Origin of the sequence: Pseudorhodobacter ferrugineus DSM 5888 (genome assembly GCF_000420745.1) — a bacterium.
GTDB lineage: Bacteria > Pseudomonadota > Alphaproteobacteria > Rhodobacterales > Rhodobacteraceae > Pseudorhodobacter > Pseudorhodobacter ferrugineus.
The window spans coordinates 12,892-32,642 of sequence record NZ_ATVN01000009.1; the positions used below are offsets into that span (position 1 = coordinate 12,892).

Genomic DNA, 19,751 nt, shown 5'->3' on the forward strand with positions numbered 1-19,751 from the left:
CATATCTTGCGCAAGCGGCCCGCTTCATCTGCGCCGCCACCAACGCTTGCAGAACAATAGAAGAACAGCCCTTTCCCTTAGCAATTTTCCGCGCTAACCTCTCATCCATGAACGGATATGATGAACATGACGCCTATGAGGCCGCCGCCGCACCACAGGTGCCGCTTTCGCAACGCGCCCTTGCTGCGCGGCCTGCGCCCTATCTTGACGACCTGAACCCCGCCCAACGCGCCGCGGTTGAGGCGATGGATGGTCCCGTCCTAATGCTTGCAGGGGCGGGCACGGGCAAAACCAAGGCGCTGACCACCCGTATTGTCCACATGCTGAACACAGGGCGCGCGCAGCCGCATGAAATTCTGGCCGTGACCTTTACCAACAAGGCCGCGCGGGAAATGAAAGACCGCGTGGGCCGCATGATCGGCAATGCCGAGGGCATGAAATGGATGGGCACGTTCCATTCCGTTTCGGTCAAAATCCTGCGCCGCCATGCCGAATTGGTGGGTTTAAAGCCAAACTTCACCATTCTGGATACGGATGACCAACTTCGCCTGCTGAAACAACTTGTCACCGCCAATGGTATTGACGAAAAACGCTGGCCGCCCAAGATGTTGGCGGGCATTATTGACGCGTGGAAAAACCGCGCGTGGACCCCTGAAAAGGTACCATCGTCCGAAGCCGCCGCCTATAACAACCGTGGCACCGAACTGTATCAGCAGTACCAAGACCGTCTGCGCACCCTGAACGCCACCGATTTCGGCGACCTGCTTTTGCACACCGTCACCATCTTCCAAACCCACAGCGATATTTTGCAGCAGTATCAACGCTGGTTCAAATTCATCCTTGTCGATGAATACCAAGATACCAACGTCGCCCAATACCTGTGGCTGCGACTTTTGGCGCAGGCCCATAAAAACATCTGCTGCGTGGGCGATGATGACCAGTCGATCTACGGCTGGCGCGGGGCGGAAGTGGGCAATATCCTGCGGTTCGAGGCGGATTTTCCCGGCTCCCACGTTGTCCGGCTGGAACAAAACTACCGCTCCACCCCCCATATCCTCGCCGCCGCGTCCGCCGTGATCGCGGGCAACACGGGGCGGCTTGGCAAAACCCTGTGGACCGAGGAAAAAGACGGCGAGAAAATCCGCCTGATCGGCCATTGGGATGGTGAGGAAGAGGCCCGCTGGATCGGCGATGAGATGGAGGCATTGCAACGCGGCACCCGCCATATGGACCCGCACAGCCTTGATGATATGGCCATCCTTGTCCGCGCCAGCCACCAGATGCGCGCGTTCGAGGATCGGTTTCTAACCATCGGTCTGCCCTACCGCGTCATCGGTGGCCCGCGTTTCTATGAGCGTTTGGAAATCCGCGATGCGATGGCCTATTTCCGCCTTGCGATCTCGCCCGAAGACGACCTCGCCTTTGAACGCATCGTCAACACCCCCAAACGCGGCTTGGGCGACAAAGCCGTGCAAAACATCCAGCGCACCGCGCGGGCCAGCGGCATGTCCTTGCTGCAAGGCGCGCGCCAACTGCTTGCCGATGGCGGGATCGGCGGCAAAGGCGCAGGCCAGCTGCGCGCCTTTGTCGATGGGATGGACCGCTGGCACATCGCCACCTTGCAGCCCGACTATAACCACGTGGAGCTGGCTGAGGTTATTTTGGAAGAATCCGGCTATACCGCGATGTGGCAAAATGACAAAACCCCCGAAGGGCCGGGGCGGTTGGAAAACCTGAAGGAACTTGTCAAAGCCCTTGATAACTTTGAGAATTTGCAAGGTTTCTTGGAACATGTCAGCCTGATCATGGACAACCAGACCGAGGAACAAGGTGCGAAAGTGTCAATTATGACCCTGCACGCCGCCAAGGGCCTCGAATTTCCCGCCGTGTTTTTACCGGGCTGGGAGGATGGCTTGTTCCCCAGCCAGCGCAGCATGGACGAAAGCGGCACCAAGGGGCTAGAGGAGGAACGCCGCCTTGCCTATGTCGGCATCACGCGAGCCGAGGCGCTGTGCACGATTTCCTTTGCCTCGAACCGCCGCGTCTATGGCCAATGGCAAAGCCAGCTTCCCAGCCGCTTTATTGATGAATTGCCGATCGCGCATGTCGACATCCTCACGCCCCCCGGCCTTTACGGTGGTGGGTTCGGTGCCGCCGCCCCCGCGCCACGGTTGGAAGAACGCGTGGCCAGCGCCGATGTCTATAACAGCCCGGGTTGGCGGCGGATGCAGGAACGATCTGCGCAGCGCCCCACCAGCCAACCGCGCGAGGCGAAAAATACCGTGATCGACCTTGCCGCCGTGTCGTCATTCACGCGTGGCGACCGCGTGTTCCATCAGAAATTCGGCTATGGCACGATTGAGGGTATTGAGGGCGACAAGCTGGACGTGGCCTTTGACAAGGCGGGGTTGAAAAAAGTGGTTGCAGGGTTCGTGATGCCCGCCGATCAGGCGCATGACCTGCCGTTTTGAGTATTTGGGCAAAGATGAAATGGGGGGTCAGGTCTTTTTCGTGACCTGTTCCAAGGCACAAACCGCAAGCCCCGCGAGCAAGCCCCAGAACGCGGCCCCAATGCCAAAGAACGAGACAGATGAGGCTGTAGTGACCAACGTGACCAAAGCCGCAAAGCGTTGATCGGCATGGGCAAAGGCCCCAGTGGCCGCGCCCATCAAGGGCCCGAGCAGCGCCAAGCCCACCAAGGCGGCGATCAACGCGGGCGGCAAGGCGGCAATAATTGGAATGATCAGCGGGCTGAACAGCCCCAGCAGCAGCCAGACGCCTGCATAGGCGAGGCCCACTTTCCAGCGTTCATTGCGGTCGGGGTGGGTGTCCTCGCCCAGGCAAATCGCCGCCGTAATCGCCGCCATGCTGATCGTATGGGCCCCTGCAAAGGCCGATAGGAAAGACGCAGCCCCCGTACCGATCAGCGCAGGGCGCACAGGGGCCACATAGCCCGCCGCCCGCAGCACCGCAAACCCGGGCAGGTTTTGCGACGCCATTGTCACCAAAAACAGCGGCAGTCCCAAACCCACCAGCACCGAGGCGCGAAACTCTGGCGCAATCAACGTGATCTGCGGTAGGCCCAGCGATAGTGCGGGCAGGGTGGCCTGACCCAGCGCAAACGCCAGTCCCACGCCCACAGCCAGTGCCGCCAGCACGGCGAGTGCCGGATTGCGCAGCCGCACCACGGCAAAAACGCCAATCATCGGCAGCACCAAAAGCGGCAAACCCTCAATCGCGCCCATCAAGGGCAGGCAAAATGGCAGCAACACCCCCGCCAACATCCCCGCCGCAATGCCATCGGGTATCCGCTGCACCAAGCGGCCCAGCGGCCCCCAGGCCCCTGTCAGCACGATCAGCGATGCTGCCAGCAAAAACGCCCCCACCGCTTCGACCATCGTGATCCCGCCACTCGCGGCAATCAGCGCAAGGCCCGGCGTGGACCATGCCAACACCACGGGCACCCGCGTATAAAAGCTTAGAAATCCGCTGGTTAGCCCTTTGGCCAGGCAAATCGCAAACACCCATGAGGCGCTTTGTGCAGGCGTGGCCCCCAAGGCCGCCGCGGCCGATAAAAGCAGCGCAATCGTGCTGCCATAGCCCACAAGCGATGCCACGATGGCCGAGGAAAACAAAGATAGCCGCATAAACCCGCCCATTTCGCATGACATTGCAAGACGGACTATCCCCGCCCCTGCGCAGGGCTTCAAGTCGCAAAATCTGGGAAAGGGGACTGCGGCGACACTCAGGGAGGAGGAGGAGTGTCGCCGCGCCTTTTCACCGCTGGCCCAGAGGGAGGAAAGGGCGGCGGTATCCGGTTGGGCAACCCGCAGGGCCAGCCCGAAACTTTGGTGCAGCGGCCCCCGGGAGGAGGATAGGGACCGCTGCATCTGTCACCCGGCGCAGGGAGGAGGAGAGCGCCGGATGTCCGTTGTGGGGTGATCACGAAGACCAGCACCCGAAACCTTGGTGCAGCGGCCCCCGGGAGGAGGATAGGGACCGCTGCATCTGTCACCCGGCGCAGGGAGGAGGAGAGCGCCGAGTGTCCGTTGTGGGGTGATCACGAAGACCAGCACCCGAATTCTGTGCGGTGATCCCCGGGAGGAGGATAGGGATCACCGCTAATCTCATCCGGCGCAGGGAGGAGGAAAGCGCCGAATGAAAACTCTGAAATCCACCGATCCGGCGGGTTTCGAATAAAGGACGGCGACACGAGGGGAGGGAGGAGATGTGTCGCCGTGGTCGCATCAGGCCCGGGGAGGAGGATCGGGCCGTTGCAAGTTAGATGTTACTTCCCGTAGGCCGCTTCAAGTGCGATGCGGGTGATCATCGAGCGATTGATGCCCAGATCATTCAATTCGCGGGTCGACAGGCCACGCAATTCCGATACCGTCTGGTTGTAAACGCGGCGGCGGTGCAGCGACTCTTTTACCGATTTTACTGTGGTGGCGATGCGGTCCATCAGACCAAAACCAGCCGCAGAAGATGTATTCAGATATGCCATGTTATGCCTCGTATCTCTTAACCAAAGCGCTTTCATTCGCGCTGTTAGGGATAACATGGGGTAATTGCTGCGAATGCACAATATACCAATGCTGCAATGCAGCTATGCAGGAACGGAATGGCATTCGGGGTTAAATTACCTAAGGTAAACAGGCGCTTCGCCTTATTTTTTAGCATTTGGTCAACACGCCCTTGCCCTTTGCGCGCAAAGTGACACCCTATGCACCAGATTTAAGCGGAGTGCGAAGAATGGCCCTTGATAATGACAGCGTGATGACAGCCTTGGCAGGCGTGGCCTTGCCGGATGGGGGCACGCTCGTGTCGCGTGACTTGATTCGCGCCTTGGTGATTGATGGCGGCACCGTCCGCTTTGTGATTGAGGCGGCAACCCCCGATCAGGCCCGCGCCTTGGCCCCCGCTCAGGCGCAGGCGGAAACGGCTTTGCGCGCCTTGCCCGGTGTCACCAATGTCCAAGCGGTGATGACAGCCCACGGCCCCGCGCCCAAACCGCCCAGCCTGAAAATCGGCCAGCATCCCACCCCGCAACAAGGCGGCCCTGCACCGATCAATGGTATTGACCGTATTATCGCAGTGGGGTCAGGCAAAGGCGGGGTGGGCAAATCCACCGTGTCGTCAAACCTTGCCGTGGCCTTGGCCAAGCAGGGCAGGCGGGTCGGTTTGCTCGATGCCGATATATACGGCCCCAGCCAGCCGCGCATGATGGGCGTCTCCAAGCGCCCCGCATCCCCCGATGGCAAAACCATCATCCCGTTGCAGGCGCATGGCGTCACCGTGATGTCCATCGGCCTCATGCTGAAAGAAGATGAGGCCGTGGTCTGGCGCGGCCCGATGATCATGGGCGCGCTGCAACAGCTGCTGACCCAAGTCGAATGGGGCCAGCTCGACATTCTTATCATCGACCTTCCCCCTGGCACGGGTGATATTCAGCTGACCCTGTGCCAGCGCACCCAACTGACCGGCGCTATAGTTGTATCCACCCCGCAAGACGTGGCCATGCTGGATGCCCGCCGCGCGCTGGATATGTTTGCCAAGCTGAAAACCCCTGTGCTCGGCCTGATCGAAAACATGTCCACCTATCACTGCCCTCAATGCGGGCATGAGGCGCATTTGTTCGGTCATGGCGGCGTGGCGGCCGAGGCAGCCAAGATCGGCGTGCCCTTCCTTGGCGAATTGCCGCTAGAGCTTGAAACCCGTATCGCGGGCGATGCAGGCACCCCGATCGCGCTGGGCGATGGTCCCGCCGCCGCCGCCTATGCCACCCTTGCTGCGCGGCTTATTGCGGGTGGCATGGCCTGATTTCCTCGCCCTGACCCGATCGATAAAAGGCCGCGCCCATCCAGCGCGGCCTTTTTCATGGTGCGGCCATTTTCAGGCGCCGTCATGGGATGCGATGGGCCGTAGCGGCCCAAACTGTGGGATTTCTTGGGAATACCTCGGGAAATCGCCACAGTTCCGAATCACTTTCGGGTAAATTTCCTATCTTTCGATCCGTTTCATCCTGTTTTGGGGTCTGATTGTTGCGCGTTCCCGCCTTTTTTTGGCTGATCATGAAAAAAATTGGGCTTTTCTGGGATTGGATGGAAAAGAATTCGGCCACTACATGTAGTGGTAATAACTTCACGCAACAGCACAATTAGGCTTCATCTGGCAGAATTTGCCTCTATATGCTGTTTTTCAGCCCAACTCAAAACAAGATGTGCCTCTTGGCGCCCAAAATTTTCCATTGCGTCCCATGAATTCCCATGGCAAAAACAAGTCACGGAAGCAAGAGAACGGGCACGAAAAAACAGGGGCAACCAAAGACCCCGAAAAGGCGAAAATAGCAGGCTCATACAGGCAACCGCTTATTTTGCTTCCGACGAACACAAAGATCCGGCGCGCGAGCGAGCAGACATCCCCCCAGGTGGCGCGCGCAGTCGGTAGACCCCGGAAACGGGACAGGGCGGCGGATTGGGCAGTGGCAGCAGCCCGATCCGCCGTTGTCCGTTTTACGGACACCTCTAAAGGCGCCGTTTTACGGACACCTCTAAAGGCGCTCCGTTTTGTGGGCACCTCTAAAGGGCTTCGTTTTACGGACGCGAAACGAAAAAGGACTAAAAGGGACGATCACACCGTGTCGGAAGACTTCAGAGGCGAATACTACCAAAAGGTAGATAGCAAGGCGCGGGTCTCCATCCCTGCGGCTTTTCGCCGTGTCCTCGATGCCGGTGATCCGTCCAGCTCCGATACCTCCCGCACCCGTATTGTCATGGTCTACGGCGGCAAGTCCCGCCAGTACGTTGAATGCTATACGGTGCGCGATGCCGATCTTTTGGCCGAACGGGTCCGCGCGTTGGATATCGGGTCCAAGGCCCGCCAAATCGCCGAACGTGACCTGATCACGCGGTCCCTGACAATCGAAATTGACGAAAACGGCCGCATCGTTTTGCCGCAAAAGGTGCGTGACAAAATCGCCTTTGATGATGGCGACGAAACCGCATTTGCAGGCACGCTCGACCGTTTTCAAATCTGGAAGCGTGACACCTATGACGCCGTGAACGGCAGTCTGGATGACGAAGACGACGAGCTTCCCGAAGGCATGGACGTTCTGGCATTGCTCAGCCGCGCAAAACCCGCCGCAAATTCGGGGGCTTAGACCTTGGAACACAGCGATCCCACACCCGATCGCCCGCATATCCCCGTTTTAATCGGTTCGATTCTGGCCGCTGTTGGCCCCGTGTCGGGCCATTGGCTTGATGGCACTTTCGGGGCAGGGGGCTATGCCCGTGCTTTGCTCGATGCCGGTGCGCAAACCGTGACGGGCGTGGACCGTGACCCTTTGGCGCTGGACATGGCCGCCGCTTGGGCCCCCGAATACGGCGACCGCTTGCGCCTTGTTGCAGGCAATTTCTCCGAATTGGACCAGCACGCAGGTGAACCCCTCGACGGGATCGTCCTCGACCTCGGTGTCTCGTCCATGCAGCTTGACCAAGCCGCGCGCGGGTTTTCCTTTGCCAAGGACGGCCCCTTGGATATGCGCATGGCCCAATCGGGCGACAGCGCCGCCGATCTGGTCGCCACCGCCTCCGAAGCAACGCTTGCCGACATCCTGTATCACTACGGCGAGGAACGCGCCTCGCGCCGGATCGCCCGCGCCATTGTGGCCGCGCGCGAAACCGCACCCATCACCAAAACCTTGCAACTGGCCGCAATCATTTCGGCCAACCTGCCGCGCCCTAAACCGGGCCAATCCCACCCCGCAACGCGCAGCTTTCAGGCCATCCGTATCGCCGTGAACACCGAATTTAACGAGCTGATAGAGGGGCTTATGGCCGCCGAGCGCGCGCTGAAACCCGGTGGCATTTTGGCCGTTGTTACGTTCCACAGCCTTGAGGACCGGATCGTCAAACGCTTTTTCCAAAACCGCTCGGGCAATGATGCGCAGACCAACCGCTACGCCCCCCAGCGCCCCGAGGATACGGCCCGCTTCACCCTTGTGACCAAGGGCGCCGTTGCCCCCGATGCCGATGAAATCGCGGCAAACCCCCGCGCGCGCTCGTCAAAACTCCGCGTGGGCCGCCGCACAACCGCCCCCGCCGGTCCGGTCGATCCCGCCGCCTTGGGCGTGCCGATGTTGCCCGAAACCCAATCCTACAAGTCCCGCTCTGCCAAAAAAGGACATCGCTGATGCGCCCCTTCCTGTTCATCTTGTCTGCTATGGTCTTGATGTCGCTTGCCTTTTGGGCCTACCGCGAAAACTACGCCACCCAGGCCGCGCTGAAAGATGTGTCCAAGCTGAACCGCGAAATCGCCGACCTGCGCGAGGCGCTGTCGCAGCAGCGCGCCGAATGGGCCTATCTCAACCGCCCCTCGCGCTTGCGTGACCTCGTGGCGTTGAACTTTGACGCGCTTGGCCTGTTGCCGTTGGACCCGGGCCAATTCGCGCCCGTCGATCAGGTCGCCTTCCCGCTGCCCCCCATCGCCGCGCCCGAACTGGGCACCCCGATTGATACCGTGGGCGAGTTTGAAAACGACGGCGAAGGCCATATCGAAAACGTCCCCAATGACGGCACCAAAACCTCGGAGGACCCGCTATGATCCGCACGCCTCTGCGCCCGCTCGCCCGCGTCTTGCAAGCGCGCGAAAAGGGGGAAAACCCCGATCATATTGAACGTGAAAACATCCGCCTGCGCGCCGAAGACACCCGCGCCCGCGCCTTGAACCGCGCCGAGGGGCGTTTGCTCTTGCTCGGCGCCGCTTTCTTTACCGCCTTTGCAGTGGTCGGCATCCGCATGGGCACTTTGGCCGCCTCGGTCCCCGAAGAACCGCGCTCCGCCGCGACTGGCACCGAAATCAGCGGTCGCCGCGCCGATATCACCGACCGCAATGGCCGCATCCTTGCCACTAATTTTTCGACCTTCTCGCTCTATGCCCAACCAAAACAAATGGTTGACCCCAAACATGTCGCCACCCAACTCGCCACCCTGTTCCCCGACATGAACGCCGAAGACCTAGAGCGCCGCTTCACCGATGGCCGCTCTTTCATGTGGTTGCGCAAGAAACTCAGCCCCGAACAAATGCAATCCGTGCATGACATCGGCGATCCCGGCCTACTCTTTGGCCCCCGCGATATGCGGCTTTATCCCAATGGCAAACTGGCCGCCCATGTCCTTGGTGGCGCGTCCTTCGGTGCCGAAGGCGTGCATTCCGCCGAGGTGATCGGCACCGCAGGGGTGGAACGCGCGATGGATGCGCGCCTGCGCGACCCCGCCCAAGCCGCCACGCCCTTGGCCCTGTCCATCGACCTGACCGTCCAATCCACGATGGCCGAGGTGCTAGAGGCGGGCATGGTCATGATGAACGCCAAAGGGGCCGCTGGCGTCTTGCTGGATGTGCATACCGGCGAAATTATCTCGATGGTCTCCTTGCCCGATTTCGACCCCAACGACCGCCCGACCCCTTTGCTGCAGGGCGATCCGGGCGACAGCCCGCTGTTCAACCGCTCGCTTCAAGGCGTCTATGAACTCGGCTCCACCGCTAAAATCTTTGCCGCCGCACAGGCAATGGAACTGGGCCTCGTCAATCCCAACTCGATGGTCGATGCCAACGCGCCCATGCGCTGGGGCAAACACAAAATCGGCGAATTCGAAGGCAAAAACTACGGGCCCTTGCTGTCTGTCACCGATGTGATCGTCAAATCCTCCAACGTGGGCACCGCACATCTGGCGCTGCAAATCGGCGGCGAACGCCAGCAGGCTTTTTTCAAATCGCTCGGCCTGTTTGATCCCGTCCCGATCGAGCTGACCGAGGCCCCGGGCGCAGGCCCGCTGATCCCCAAACGCTGGGCCGATATCGTCACCATCACCACGTCCTATGGCCACGGCATGTCGGTCAGCCCGATGCATTTGGCATCCGCCTATGCGGCCATTGCCAATGACGGCGTGCTCTTGCCGCCCACCTTGCTGAAACGCGACACAATCCCGCAAGGCACCCGTGTCATGTCACAGCAAACCGCTGCCGCCTCGGCGTCAATGCTGCGCCAGGTCGTCACCCGTGGCACCGCGTCTTTCGGCGAAGTCGAAGGGTATGAGGTGGGTGGAAAAACCGGCACGGCGGATAAGGTGAAAAAGGGTGGCGGCTATGACAAGGGCAAGAATATCAACACCTTTGCCAGCATATTCCCCGCCTCCGACCCGCAATATGTCCTGGTGGTCACACTGGACGAGGCGTCGGAAAACACCGGCCCCAAACCCCGCCGCACCGCAGGCTGGACAACCGTTCCCGTCGCCGCCGAGGTAATCCGCCGCACAGCCCCCTTGTTGGGCCTGCGACCGAAGATAGACTATCCCCCCCTGAATGCGGTATCAGCACCCAAACCATAACCAGCATTTGGGGGCATTCGTGACACAGGCCAAACATCTTTCCGACCTTGGCCTGACGGCACGCGGTGGCGATAATCCTGTAATCACAGGGCTTTGCGTCGACAGCCGCGCCGTGCAAAAGGGCGCGCTGTTTGCCGCCTTGCCCGGTTCGGTGATTCACGGCGCCGAATATATCCGCGCCGCCGTGGCACGCGGGGCCGCAGCCATCCTCACGGATGCCGAAGGGGCGGCGATTGCCCAAGCCGACATTGCCCCCGCAGCGCTGATCGTCACCCAAGACCCGCGTCAGGCGCTGGCCTATGCCGCCGCCCTGTGGTTCGGCACCCAACCCGAAACCATGGTCGCGGTCACGGGCACCAATGGCAAAACCTCGGTGGCCACCTTTACGCGCCAAATCTGGATGGCCCTCGATCACGCCGCCATCAACATCGGCACCACAGGGGTTGAAGGCGCGTGGCACACTCCCTCGCCTCACACCACACCCGAACCCATCACCTTGCACGGTATGCTGGCCGACGCCGCCCGCGCAGGCATAACCCACGCCGCGATGGAGGCATCAAGCCACGGCCTTGACCAGCGCCGCCTTGATGGCGTCCGGCTGGTCGCCGCAGGCTTTACCAACTTCACCCAGGATCACCTCGATTATCACCACACATTCGAGGCGTATTTTGACGCCAAAGCTGGCCTGTTCACCCGCATCCTGCCCGAAGACGGCGTGGCCGTGATCAATATCGACGACAGCCGCGGCATGGATATGGCGAACCTCGCCGAAGATCGCGGCCAGGATGTCTTGCGCGTGGGCCGCGACCCTACCGCCGATCTGCGCATCTTGGGCCAGCGTTTTGATGCCACAGGCCAGGATTTGCGCCTCGAATGGCTGGGTGAGGCGCATCAGGTCCGCCTCGCGCTCATCGGCGGGTTTCAAGCCGAAAACGTGGTGCTGGCGGCGGGCCTGTGCATCGGCGCAGGCGATGATCCGGCCCAGATTTTCAACACACTCCCCCAACTTGTCGGCGTGCGTGGCCGCATGCAGCTCGCCGCAACGCGCCAAAACGGCGCTGCGGTCTATGTCGATTACGCCCATACGCCCGACGCGCTTGAAACGGCGCTCAAGGCCCTGCGCCCGCACGTCATGGGCCGCATCGTTGTGGTGTTCGGGGCAGGGGGCGACCGCGACACCACCAAACGCCCGCTGATGGGGGCCGCCGCCGCCGCCCATGCCGATATCCTCTTCGTGACCGATGACAACCCACGCTCCGAAGACCCGAGCTTGATCCGCGCCGCCATCCTCGCCGCATGTCCCGAGGCCACCGAAATCGGTGACCGCGCCGAGGCGATTTTGCGCGGCGTCGATGCCCTTGGCCCCGGCGATGTGCTGCTGATCGCAGGCAAAGGCCACGAATCCGGCCAAACCATCAAAGGCCAAACCTACCCCTTCGACGATGCCGAACAAGCCTCCATCGCCGTCGCTGCCCTTGACGGGCTGATATAATGCCGCAGACCCCGCCAATTTCCCCCTTCCGCTTTCTTTTCGGCCCAAATATCCCACAGGGGGTCAAGGGGGATGTGAAATCCCCCTTGTTCGGGCGCTTAAGACCACTTTCTCAAGATCGCCTGAATAAGACCGCCAGCCCGTTAGGACCATCCGCATGACCCCGCTCTGGACTTCCCAAGCAGCCATCGCAGCCACTGGCGGCCAAACCGCGACCGACTGGCAAGCCACCGGCGTTTCCATCGACACGCGGACCTTGCAAAAAGGCGATTTGTTCGTGGCCCTGACAGACATCCGTGATGGCCATGATTTCGTGGCCGCCGCTTTGGAAAAAGGCGCCGCCGCAGCCCTTGTCACGCATATCCCAAAGGGCGTGCCTGCCGATGCCCCGCTCCTCATCGTCCCCAATGTGCTCCGCGCGCTCGAAGCGTTGGGCACCGCCGCCCGTGCCCGCACACAGGCCCGCGTGATCGGCGTCACAGGCTCGGTCGGCAAAACCTCGACCAAGGAAATGCTGCGCGCCGCCTTTGCGGGCCAAGCAAAACTCCACGCCGCCGAGGCCAGCTATAACAACCACTGGGGCGTGCCGCTCACACTGGCCCGTATGCCCGCCGATACTGGCATCGCTGTGGTGGAAATCGGCATGAACCACCCCGGTGAAATCGCGCCTTTGTCGATCATGGCCAAACCCCATGTCGTCATCATCACCACCGTCGCCGCCGCACACCTAGAGGCGTTTGATAACCTCGCAGGCATCGCAGCTGAAAAGGCTTCGATCATCGACGGGCTGGTCGAAGGCGGCACCGCGATCCTTCCTGCGGATCTCGAGGTAACGCCAATCCTCACCGCCAAAGCCTCGCTCGCAGGTGTCACCACCGTGCTGTTCGGTGCCCATGCCCAAGCCGACTACCGCCTGACCGATGTGCAAATCACCGAATTCGCCACCATCGCGCGGGCACGCCAAGCGGGGCAGGATATGCTCTTCAAACTCTCCACCCCGGGCAAACACTTCGCCGCAAACGCGCTGGCCGTGCTCGCCGCCTCTGATGCCCTCGGCCTTGACCGCGCCATCACAACTACCGATCTGGGCCGCTGGGCCCCCCCCGCAGGGCGCGGCACCCGTGAAACCATCCTGCTCGATGCAGTCGAAAACCACAGCTTCGGCCTGATCGACGACGCCTTCAACGCCAACCCCGCCTCCACAGCCGCAGCACTTGATTTGCTGGCAGCTTGCGAACCCACCAACCGCGTGGGCCGCATCTCCACAGGCCGCCGCATCGCCATCCTCGGCGATATGCTGGAACTCGGCCCCACCGAACTTGCCCTCCACGCAGCCCTCGCAGATCACCCCGCGCTGGCCCATATCACGATGGTCCATTGCGTCGGCCCACGGATGAAATCGCTGTACGACGCCCTGCCCAAATCCAAACGCGGCCATTGGGTTGAAACCGCTGCCGAACTGCTGCCAAAGGCCCCGCACCTCGCCGATGCAGGCGATATCGTGCTGGTCAAAGGCTCCAAAGGTATCAAAGTCAGCCTGGTGGTTGACGCCTTGCGCAAATTGGGGCAACCGAACCCCGCACATCAAGGGACGGAATAATGCTTTACTGGCTTACGGAGTTTTCAGACGGCGGCGACGTGTTCAACCTGTTCCGCTACATCACCTTCCGCGCTGGCATGGCGTTCTTTACCGCGCTGATCTTCGGCTTCATCTTCGGCCTGCCGCTCATCAACCTGCTGCGCCGCCGCCAAGGCAAGGGCCAACCGATCCGCGATGACGGCCCGCAAACCCACTTTGCCAAGGCCGGCACCCCCACGATGGGCGGGCTCCTCATCCTCTCGGCACTCCTGTTTTCGACCCTCCTTTGGGCGCGGCTTGATAACCCCTATGTCTGGATCGTGCTGGGCGTCACCTTCGCCTTCGGCCTGATCGGGTTCGCCGATGACTACGCCAAAGTCTCCAAGCAAAACACCAAAGGCGTCAGCTCCAAACTCCGCTTCATCCTCGGCCTAATCATCGCCGCCGCCGCCTGCACCGCCGCCGCCTTCGCCCATCCCGAGCCCTTGGCCTACCAACTTGCCTTGCCCGTCTTCAAAAACACGCTCATCAACCTTGGCTGGTTCTTCGTCCCCTTCGGCATGATCGTGATCGTGGGCTCGGCCAATGCCGTGAACCTCACCGACGGCCTTGACGGGCTGGCCATCATGCCTGTGATGATCGCCGCAGGCACCCTTGGCGTGATCGCCTATGTCGTTGGCAACTATAATTATACCGAATACCTCGGCGTCCATTTCGTGCCCGGTACGGGTGAACTCCTCATCTTCACCGCAGCCCTCTTCGGCGGCGGCCTTGGGTTCTTGTGGTACAACGCCCCCCCGGCCGCCGTCTTCATGGGCGACACTGGCTCGCTCGCGCTTGGCGGCGCCTTGGGCGCCATCGCCGTCTGCACCAAGCACGAAATCGTCCTCGCCATTGTCGGCGGGCTGTTCGTGGTCGAGGCGCTGTCGGTCATCATCCAGGTCCTCTACTTCAAACGCACCGGCCGCCGCGTGTTCCTCATGGCCCCGATCCACCATCATTTTGAGAAGAAAGGCTGGGCCGAACCGCAAATCGTCATCCGCTTCTGGATCATCTCCCTGATCCTCGCCCTGATCGGCCTCGCCACCCTGAAACTCCGGTAACGGTGGGGTAAAACCCCACCCTACGCTTGGCCTGCCGTGGTGCGCTAAAGCACACCCTACGCATATTCCTCCAACCCCGTAGGGTGCGCTTCAGCGCAACATCTCCTTGCTCTGCCTCAAATCAACCGCAAGCTGCAGTGATACAACGCAGAGGCCGAACATGACCGCAAACCCCCACCTCAAGGCCTATCTCGAAAACTACCTCGCCCTGCCGAACCCCGGCTTTGCCATAATGATCAACGCACCGTGGGGGGCGGGCAAAAGCCATGCGATAAAACCATATAAAGCCTCTAAAGATGTTCTCTACGTCAGCCTCTTTGGTGCAAAAAAGACCGAAGATATTGATCGCGCAATTCTCTTGGAACGATTGCCATTGCTAGACAACGCGTGGACCAAAGGCTTGGGCAGCGTCGCAGGTACTGCACTGGAATACATGAAATTCGATTTGAAACCCGAGAGTTTCGCACAAATTGGGCTTCCTTCCACTCTGATTTTCGATGATTTGGAACGCACGTCGCTGACAATCCCAGAGCTTTTTGGTCACTTGAACGGCTTCGTTGAACACCAAGGGAAACGCGTTATCGTCCTCGCCAATGAGGAAGAATTGCAGGGAAAACACCCTGATTATGCCAAGTACAAAGAAAAACTCGTAGGCCGCACCCTCCGTATCAACGCCGATGTTGCCGCCGCATTCCCCGCTTTCCTTGAAGAGATCACCGATCCAGCTTCCAAAGCGGCGCTCACCACAAACCAAGTGCGTATCCTTGAGGTTTTCACCCTCTCAACCTTCGAAAACCTCCGCCTGTTGCGCCACGCCATGCTGGAATTTACCCAACTCTATGCGGGGTTGGATGAGGGTATGCGTGCCAAAGGCGCCTCCGTGTCAGACCTGATCGCAACCTATTTTGCTGTGCACATGGAATACGGTAAGGGCAAGTTAAGTCTGCAAGACTTAACCGAGCGTGCTGGATGGGCCAGAGCAATGCGCAGCGTTTCAAATGCGAAAGGCGAAGTATCAAAATCAGTCATGGAATTGGCTGCAGAAAAATACGAACCCGCTCAGCTTGATATTTACGAGGGCGATGTTTTGCCAAATGACGTTTGCATAGACCTGATTGCAAATGGCCACGCAGATCAAGCACTGATCCGCACTGCACTCAAAAACACCAGCGGTTTTGCGGATCAAAAGAACGAAGAGGCATGGCGCACCCTGTATTGGTGGCGGCACCGCGACGAAGAACAGTTTAATGCGGCTTTGCACCTTGTCCAAACGGATCTTGCAAACCTTACTGTCACCAATCCACATATCCTAATGCACATCTTTGGCTCTTTTCTTGGTTTGGCCAAAGACGATGGTCCGCTTAGCAAGGATGCGGCGAAAGTCATGTTGGATGCCAAGGCTTATATCGACAGGCTTCAAGCAAACGGAACCTTGCCACCATGGGGCAAAGGCTCAGGGCGCGGAGAGTTGATAGATAGTGATGCTTACGATGGGCTAGGCTACTCAAATCGAGATGAGCCGGAATTTCATGACATACTGGACCATCTAAAATCGGCTGCTTCCACCGCATTCAAAAAACAAACAGAAACCGTCGCCTCGCAATTACTAGCCAGAATTCCCGATGAACTGAATTATGTCATTGAGGTTTTGACCTGCCGCACAGACGGTCTTCGGGGGTCAGGTTACCTGACAGCGCCGATCCTGACCCATCTTGATGCGCCCAACTGCGCTAAGGTATTTGTAGACCAGAAAACAGATGTCACATATGCGCTTTTCAAAGCCTTGGACCAACGCGCAAGTAACCAGACGGGAAGGTTCCCCGATCAAGATATTCGTGACCTTGAACGCGATTGGCTTAGCGTTTTTTGGGCTGAGATTGAAAAATTTGCAGATAAAGCTTCTGCGTTTCGCAAGGCTCAACTCAAAACCTATGTAAGGGATTACAAAGCAAATGAAGCAAAACGGTTACCGCCCTCAAGGCGCTCATAACGCCCTAACCCCATCATCTGTTCACAAATATCCATATCCCGCCGCTGGCCGCACCCCCCGCAGCCTGCAGCAACGCCCCCGCGTCCGCGTTAAAATCCGGTTAACGAAATCAGCAAAACCCTGCAATTTCAAAGCATTACGGAAATGTCCGCGCGCGGTCATCCCGCCAAAAAGCCCTCAAAACCGCTCGGCCCGCACCACTTGGGTGTCCGAAATGCTCACCACCCCGATATGGCGCTCCACCACGCCAAAGGCCGCTTTCAGCAGCCCGTCCAGCCGTTCGGGCCGGATCAAACAGACCACGGCCACCATGCCCGACCGCCCGATTTGCCCCTCGCGGCTCCATTCCCCCGACCGCCCCGCGCCGCCCATCACCGGCAACACCGTATAGCCCGAAACTCCGGCCCCCCGCAGCGCCTCTGTCAGCCGCGTCTCCATCACCGCTTCGATGATGATTTCCACCCGTTTTGCTGCGTGCATTTCCATCGCTTAGCCCCCCAAAATCGCCGTTGCTACCGCCAGATACAGCGGGATCCCAATCGTCAGGTTAAACGGAAAGGTGATCCCCAACGCCAGCGTCAAAGATATCGCCGGATTGGCATCAGGCAAGGCGACCCGCATCGCCGCAGGCACCGCGATATAGCTAGCCGAGGCGCTCAGAACCATCATCAACACAGCCCCCCCCAAACTCAACCCAATCAACGCAGCCGCCGCCAGCCCGAACCCCGCCCCGATCAGCGGCATCAGTAACCCAAAGGCCAAGACCCCGCCCCGCACCTCGCCCCGCGCCTGCCGCAAACCGCGGCCCGCGACCAATCCCATATCCAGCAGGAACAGGCACAAAACCCCTTTGAACGGGGCCGTAATAAACGCATCAATCTCGGCCTTACCCTCGGGCCCTGTGATCCAACCAATCAGGAACGCACCCACCAGAAGCACAATCGACCCGTTCAACAAAATCTCGCGCCACAGATGGCCGCCTTGATCCACGCCCCCCCCTTTGCGTGAAATCAACCACAGCGCCGACAGGATCGCAGGGGCCTCCATCGCGGCGGCCACGGCCACCATATAGCCCTCAAATGTAATCCCCTGCGCCTCTAACACCGATGAGGCGGCCACAAAGGTCACAATCGAAATCGACCCGTAATGCGCCGCCACTGCCGCAGCATCGGTCACGCTTAATTTGGTCATCGCGCGCAAAATGGCAAAGGCCACAAAGGGGATCAGCGCCGATAAAATCACCCCGAACAGCAGCGATAGGCCCAACTGCCCGCTCATCCCGTTGCTGGCCACCGCGACCCCGCCTTTGAACCCGATGGCAAACAGCAGATACAGCGACATACCCTTGGCCACCGCCTCGGGGAAGGCAAGATCGGACCGCGCAAGGGCAGCTGCAAGGCCCAGAACGAAACACAAGATGATTGGAGATAGGAGGTTATCGAGCGCCAGCGCCAAAATGTCTTGCATCTTATCCCCCCAAATTTTTCCGCACCATATGAGGCCCGCGGCGATTAACAAGATACAATTCTTTATTTATAATGGTTTTTGTCGGGTATTGTTGCATTTTCAACCTGCCGCCATTCGCCCCCTTGCAGCGCAAAGCGTCCACACGCATTCTGCGCGCTGACCCAATGAAAGGCCGCGCCATGATTCCTGTGACTTGTTTTGAAGGCCAAAGGGTCGCGGTTTTGGGCCTTGGCCGGTCGGGCTTGGCCACGGCCGCAGCACTTGCAGCCGGTGGTGCCGATCCGATCCTTTGGGATGACAGCCCAGAGGCGCGCGGGCGCGCCGAGGCGGCGGGCCATACCTGCACCGACCTTGGACGAAACGGGGCGTTTGATGGCGTGGCGGCCCTGATCGTGTCACCTGGCATCCCGCATCTTTACCCCACCCCCAACCGCGTGATCGCGGCGGCGCTGGCGGCGGGTGTGCCCGTTGACAACGACATTGGCTTGTTTTTCCGCAGCTACGCGACGAATGATTGGGACGGGTTTGACACCTTGCCCCGTGTCATCGCTGTGACGGGATCAAACGGTAAATCCACCACAACAGCACTTATTCACCATATCCTAGAGGTGGCAGGCCGCCCCACGCAAATGGCGGGCAACATCGGGCGCGGTGTGTTGGATATTGACCCGGGCATTGACGGCGAAGTGGTGGTGTTGGAGCTGTCGAGCTATCAAACCGACCTGGCGCGCGCATTGACGCCGGATATCGCGGTGTTCACCAACCTGTCGCCGGATCATCTGGACCGTCACAACGGCATGGGCGGCTATTTCGCCGCCAAACGCCGCTTGTTTGCCGAAGGTGGCCCTGACCGCGCCGTGATCGGGGTGGATGAGGTGGAGGGTCAGTTCATGGCCAATCAAATGGCCGAAGGGGCACAAGATGACCGCGTGATCCGTATATCATCCGGGCAAAAGCTGGAAGGCTTTGGCTGGTCGGTGTTTGCGCGTAAGGGGTTCTTAAGTGAATGGCGCAAGGGGCGGCAGGTTGCCTCGATTGATCTGCGCAGCGTTCCGAGCTTGCCGGGCGCGCATAACCACCAAAACGCCTGCGCCGCCTACGGAGCCGTGCGCGGGCTTGGCATCGGGCCAAAAGTGATTGAACAAGCCTTTCACAGCTTTGCAGGCTTGCCGCACCGCAGCCAATTGGTGGGCGAACGGGCAGGGGTGCGGTTCATCAATGACAGCAAGGCCACCAATGTGGACAGTGCGGCCAAGGCCCTGCAAGCCTTTCCCAAAATCCGCTGGATCGCGGGCGGTTTGGGCAAAGACGGCGGCATCAAGGGGTTGGTGCCGTTTCTGGGGGCCGTTAGCAAAGCCTATCTGATCGGCCATTCCGCCCGCGATTTCGCGCTGGAACTGGGCGACACCCCGCATGAAATTTGCGAAACAATGGACGTGGCCGTGGCCCGCGCCGCCGCCGAGGCCGAAGACGGCGAAGTGGTTTTGCTGGCCCCCGCTGCGGCGTCGTTTGACCAATACCCGAACTTTGAAAAACGCGGGGATGATTTTGTGGCGCGGGTGCAAGCCTTGTTGGGGGCGTGATTGCGGGCAGGGGTGGCGGGGGCGCTCGCGCCCCCCTTCGCCTTAAGGCGAATTCCCCCCTGAGGATATTTGGACCGAAAAGAATGCGGGGGGCGGGGTTCGGATTGTGAAAAACCCCACAAATGGCGGGCTAAACCTATGCTTACCCCTAG

Annotated in this window: 15 protein-coding genes; 11 read left to right on the plus strand and 4 right to left on the minus strand. The window is 60.1% G+C overall.

All coding sequences use genetic code 11. The features are described 5' to 3' along the window. Positions 1 to 107: 107 nt before the first annotated feature. Positions 108 to 2,471 (plus strand): ATP-dependent helicase, encoded by a 2,364-nt coding sequence (locus tag G560_RS0109520; RefSeq protein WP_022704084.1) that lies wholly within the window; start codon positions 108 to 110, stop codon positions 2,469 to 2,471. 27 nt (positions 2,472 to 2,498) lie between these two features. Here the strand turns inward: G560_RS0109520 and G560_RS0109525 are convergent, their stop codons facing one another. Together G560_RS0109525 and G560_RS0109530 are read right to left on the minus strand one after the other, a co-directional pair. Continuing rightward, entirely contained in the window at positions 2,499 to 3,647 is a 1,149-nt protein-coding gene (locus G560_RS0109525) for a benzoate/H(+) symporter BenE family transporter (RefSeq protein WP_028913930.1), read from the minus strand. A gap of 641 nt (positions 3,648 to 4,288) precedes the next feature. Then, a complete protein-coding gene (locus G560_RS0109530; protein WP_022704086.1) occupies positions 4,289 to 4,504 on the minus strand; it encodes a DUF1127 domain-containing protein in 216 nt (71 codons plus the stop codon). A 248-nt stretch (positions 4,505 to 4,752) separates the two neighbouring features. Between G560_RS0109530 and G560_RS0109535 the strand changes: the two genes are divergently transcribed. From G560_RS0109535 to G560_RS0109575, 9 genes are all read left to right on the plus strand, one after another. After that, the gene (locus G560_RS0109535; RefSeq protein WP_022704087.1) at positions 4,753 to 5,820 is read left to right on the plus strand and encodes an Mrp/NBP35 family ATP-binding protein; all 1,068 of its coding nucleotides are present in this window, start codon (positions 4,753 to 4,755) and stop codon (positions 5,818 to 5,820) included. Between the two features lie 817 nt (positions 5,821 to 6,637). Further along, on the plus strand, positions 6,638 to 7,159 hold the full coding sequence (locus G560_RS0109540) for a division/cell wall cluster transcriptional repressor MraZ (RefSeq protein WP_022704088.1): 522 nt from the start codon (positions 6,638 to 6,640) through the stop codon (positions 7,157 to 7,159). Positions 7,160 to 7,162: 3 nt separating this feature from the next. Further along, positions 7,163 to 8,191: a 16S rRNA (cytosine(1402)-N(4))-methyltransferase RsmH gene (gene rsmH / locus G560_RS18945; protein WP_022704089.1), complete on the plus strand. Its 1,029-nt coding sequence runs from the start codon at positions 7,163 to 7,165 to the stop codon at positions 8,189 to 8,191. Next, positions 8,191 to 8,601: a cell division protein FtsL gene (ftsL, locus tag G560_RS18950; RefSeq protein WP_022704090.1), complete on the plus strand. Its 411-nt coding sequence runs from the start codon at positions 8,191 to 8,193 to the stop codon at positions 8,599 to 8,601. The genes rsmH and ftsL overlap by 1 nt, the downstream gene beginning before the upstream one ends. Beyond that, positions 8,598 to 10,385, plus strand: a complete 1,788-nt coding sequence (locus G560_RS0109555; protein ID WP_022704091.1) for a peptidoglycan D,D-transpeptidase FtsI family protein — start codon at positions 8,598 to 8,600, stop codon at positions 10,383 to 10,385. Before ftsL ends, G560_RS0109555 begins: the two co-directional genes overlap by 4 nt. A gap of 19 nt (positions 10,386 to 10,404) precedes the next feature. Next, positions 10,405 to 11,877: a UDP-N-acetylmuramoyl-L-alanyl-D-glutamate--2,6-diaminopimelate ligase gene (locus tag G560_RS0109560; RefSeq protein ID WP_028913931.1), complete on the plus strand. Its 1,473-nt coding sequence runs from the start codon at positions 10,405 to 10,407 to the stop codon at positions 11,875 to 11,877. Positions 11,878 to 12,034: 157 nt separating this feature from the next. Continuing rightward, positions 12,035 to 13,477 (plus strand): UDP-N-acetylmuramoyl-tripeptide--D-alanyl-D-alanine ligase, encoded by a 1,443-nt coding sequence (locus G560_RS0109565; protein WP_022704093.1) that lies wholly within the window; start codon positions 12,035 to 12,037, stop codon positions 13,475 to 13,477. Beyond that, positions 13,477 to 14,559 (plus strand): phospho-N-acetylmuramoyl-pentapeptide-transferase, encoded by a 1,083-nt coding sequence (mraY, locus tag G560_RS0109570; protein WP_022704094.1) that lies wholly within the window; start codon positions 13,477 to 13,479, stop codon positions 14,557 to 14,559. Before G560_RS0109565 ends, mraY begins: the two co-directional genes overlap by 1 nt. 160 nt (positions 14,560 to 14,719) lie before the next feature. Continuing rightward, positions 14,720 to 16,549 (plus strand): P-loop NTPase fold protein, encoded by a 1,830-nt coding sequence (locus G560_RS0109575; RefSeq protein ID WP_022704095.1) that lies wholly within the window; start codon positions 14,720 to 14,722, stop codon positions 16,547 to 16,549. A 177-nt stretch (positions 16,550 to 16,726) separates the two neighbouring features. Here G560_RS0109575 and G560_RS0109580 read toward each other — a convergent pair whose 3' ends face one another. Together G560_RS0109580 and G560_RS0109585 are read right to left on the minus strand one after the other, a co-directional pair. Continuing rightward, a complete protein-coding gene (locus tag G560_RS0109580; RefSeq protein WP_022704096.1) occupies positions 16,727 to 17,035 on the minus strand; it encodes a P-II family nitrogen regulator in 309 nt (102 codons plus the stop codon). Between the two features lie 3 nt (positions 17,036 to 17,038). Beyond that, a complete protein-coding gene (locus G560_RS0109585; protein ID WP_022704097.1) occupies positions 17,039 to 18,016 on the minus strand; it encodes a sodium-dependent bicarbonate transport family permease in 978 nt (325 codons plus the stop codon). 179 nt (positions 18,017 to 18,195) lie between these two features. Here G560_RS0109585 and murD point away from each other — a divergent pair, with 179 nt between their 5' ends. Further along, complete coding sequence (gene murD / locus G560_RS0109590) at positions 18,196 to 19,599, plus strand: UDP-N-acetylmuramoyl-L-alanine--D-glutamate ligase (protein ID WP_028913932.1); 1,404 nt, start codon at positions 18,196 to 18,198, stop codon at positions 19,597 to 19,599. The last annotated feature ends 152 nt before the right edge of the window (positions 19,600 to 19,751 follow it).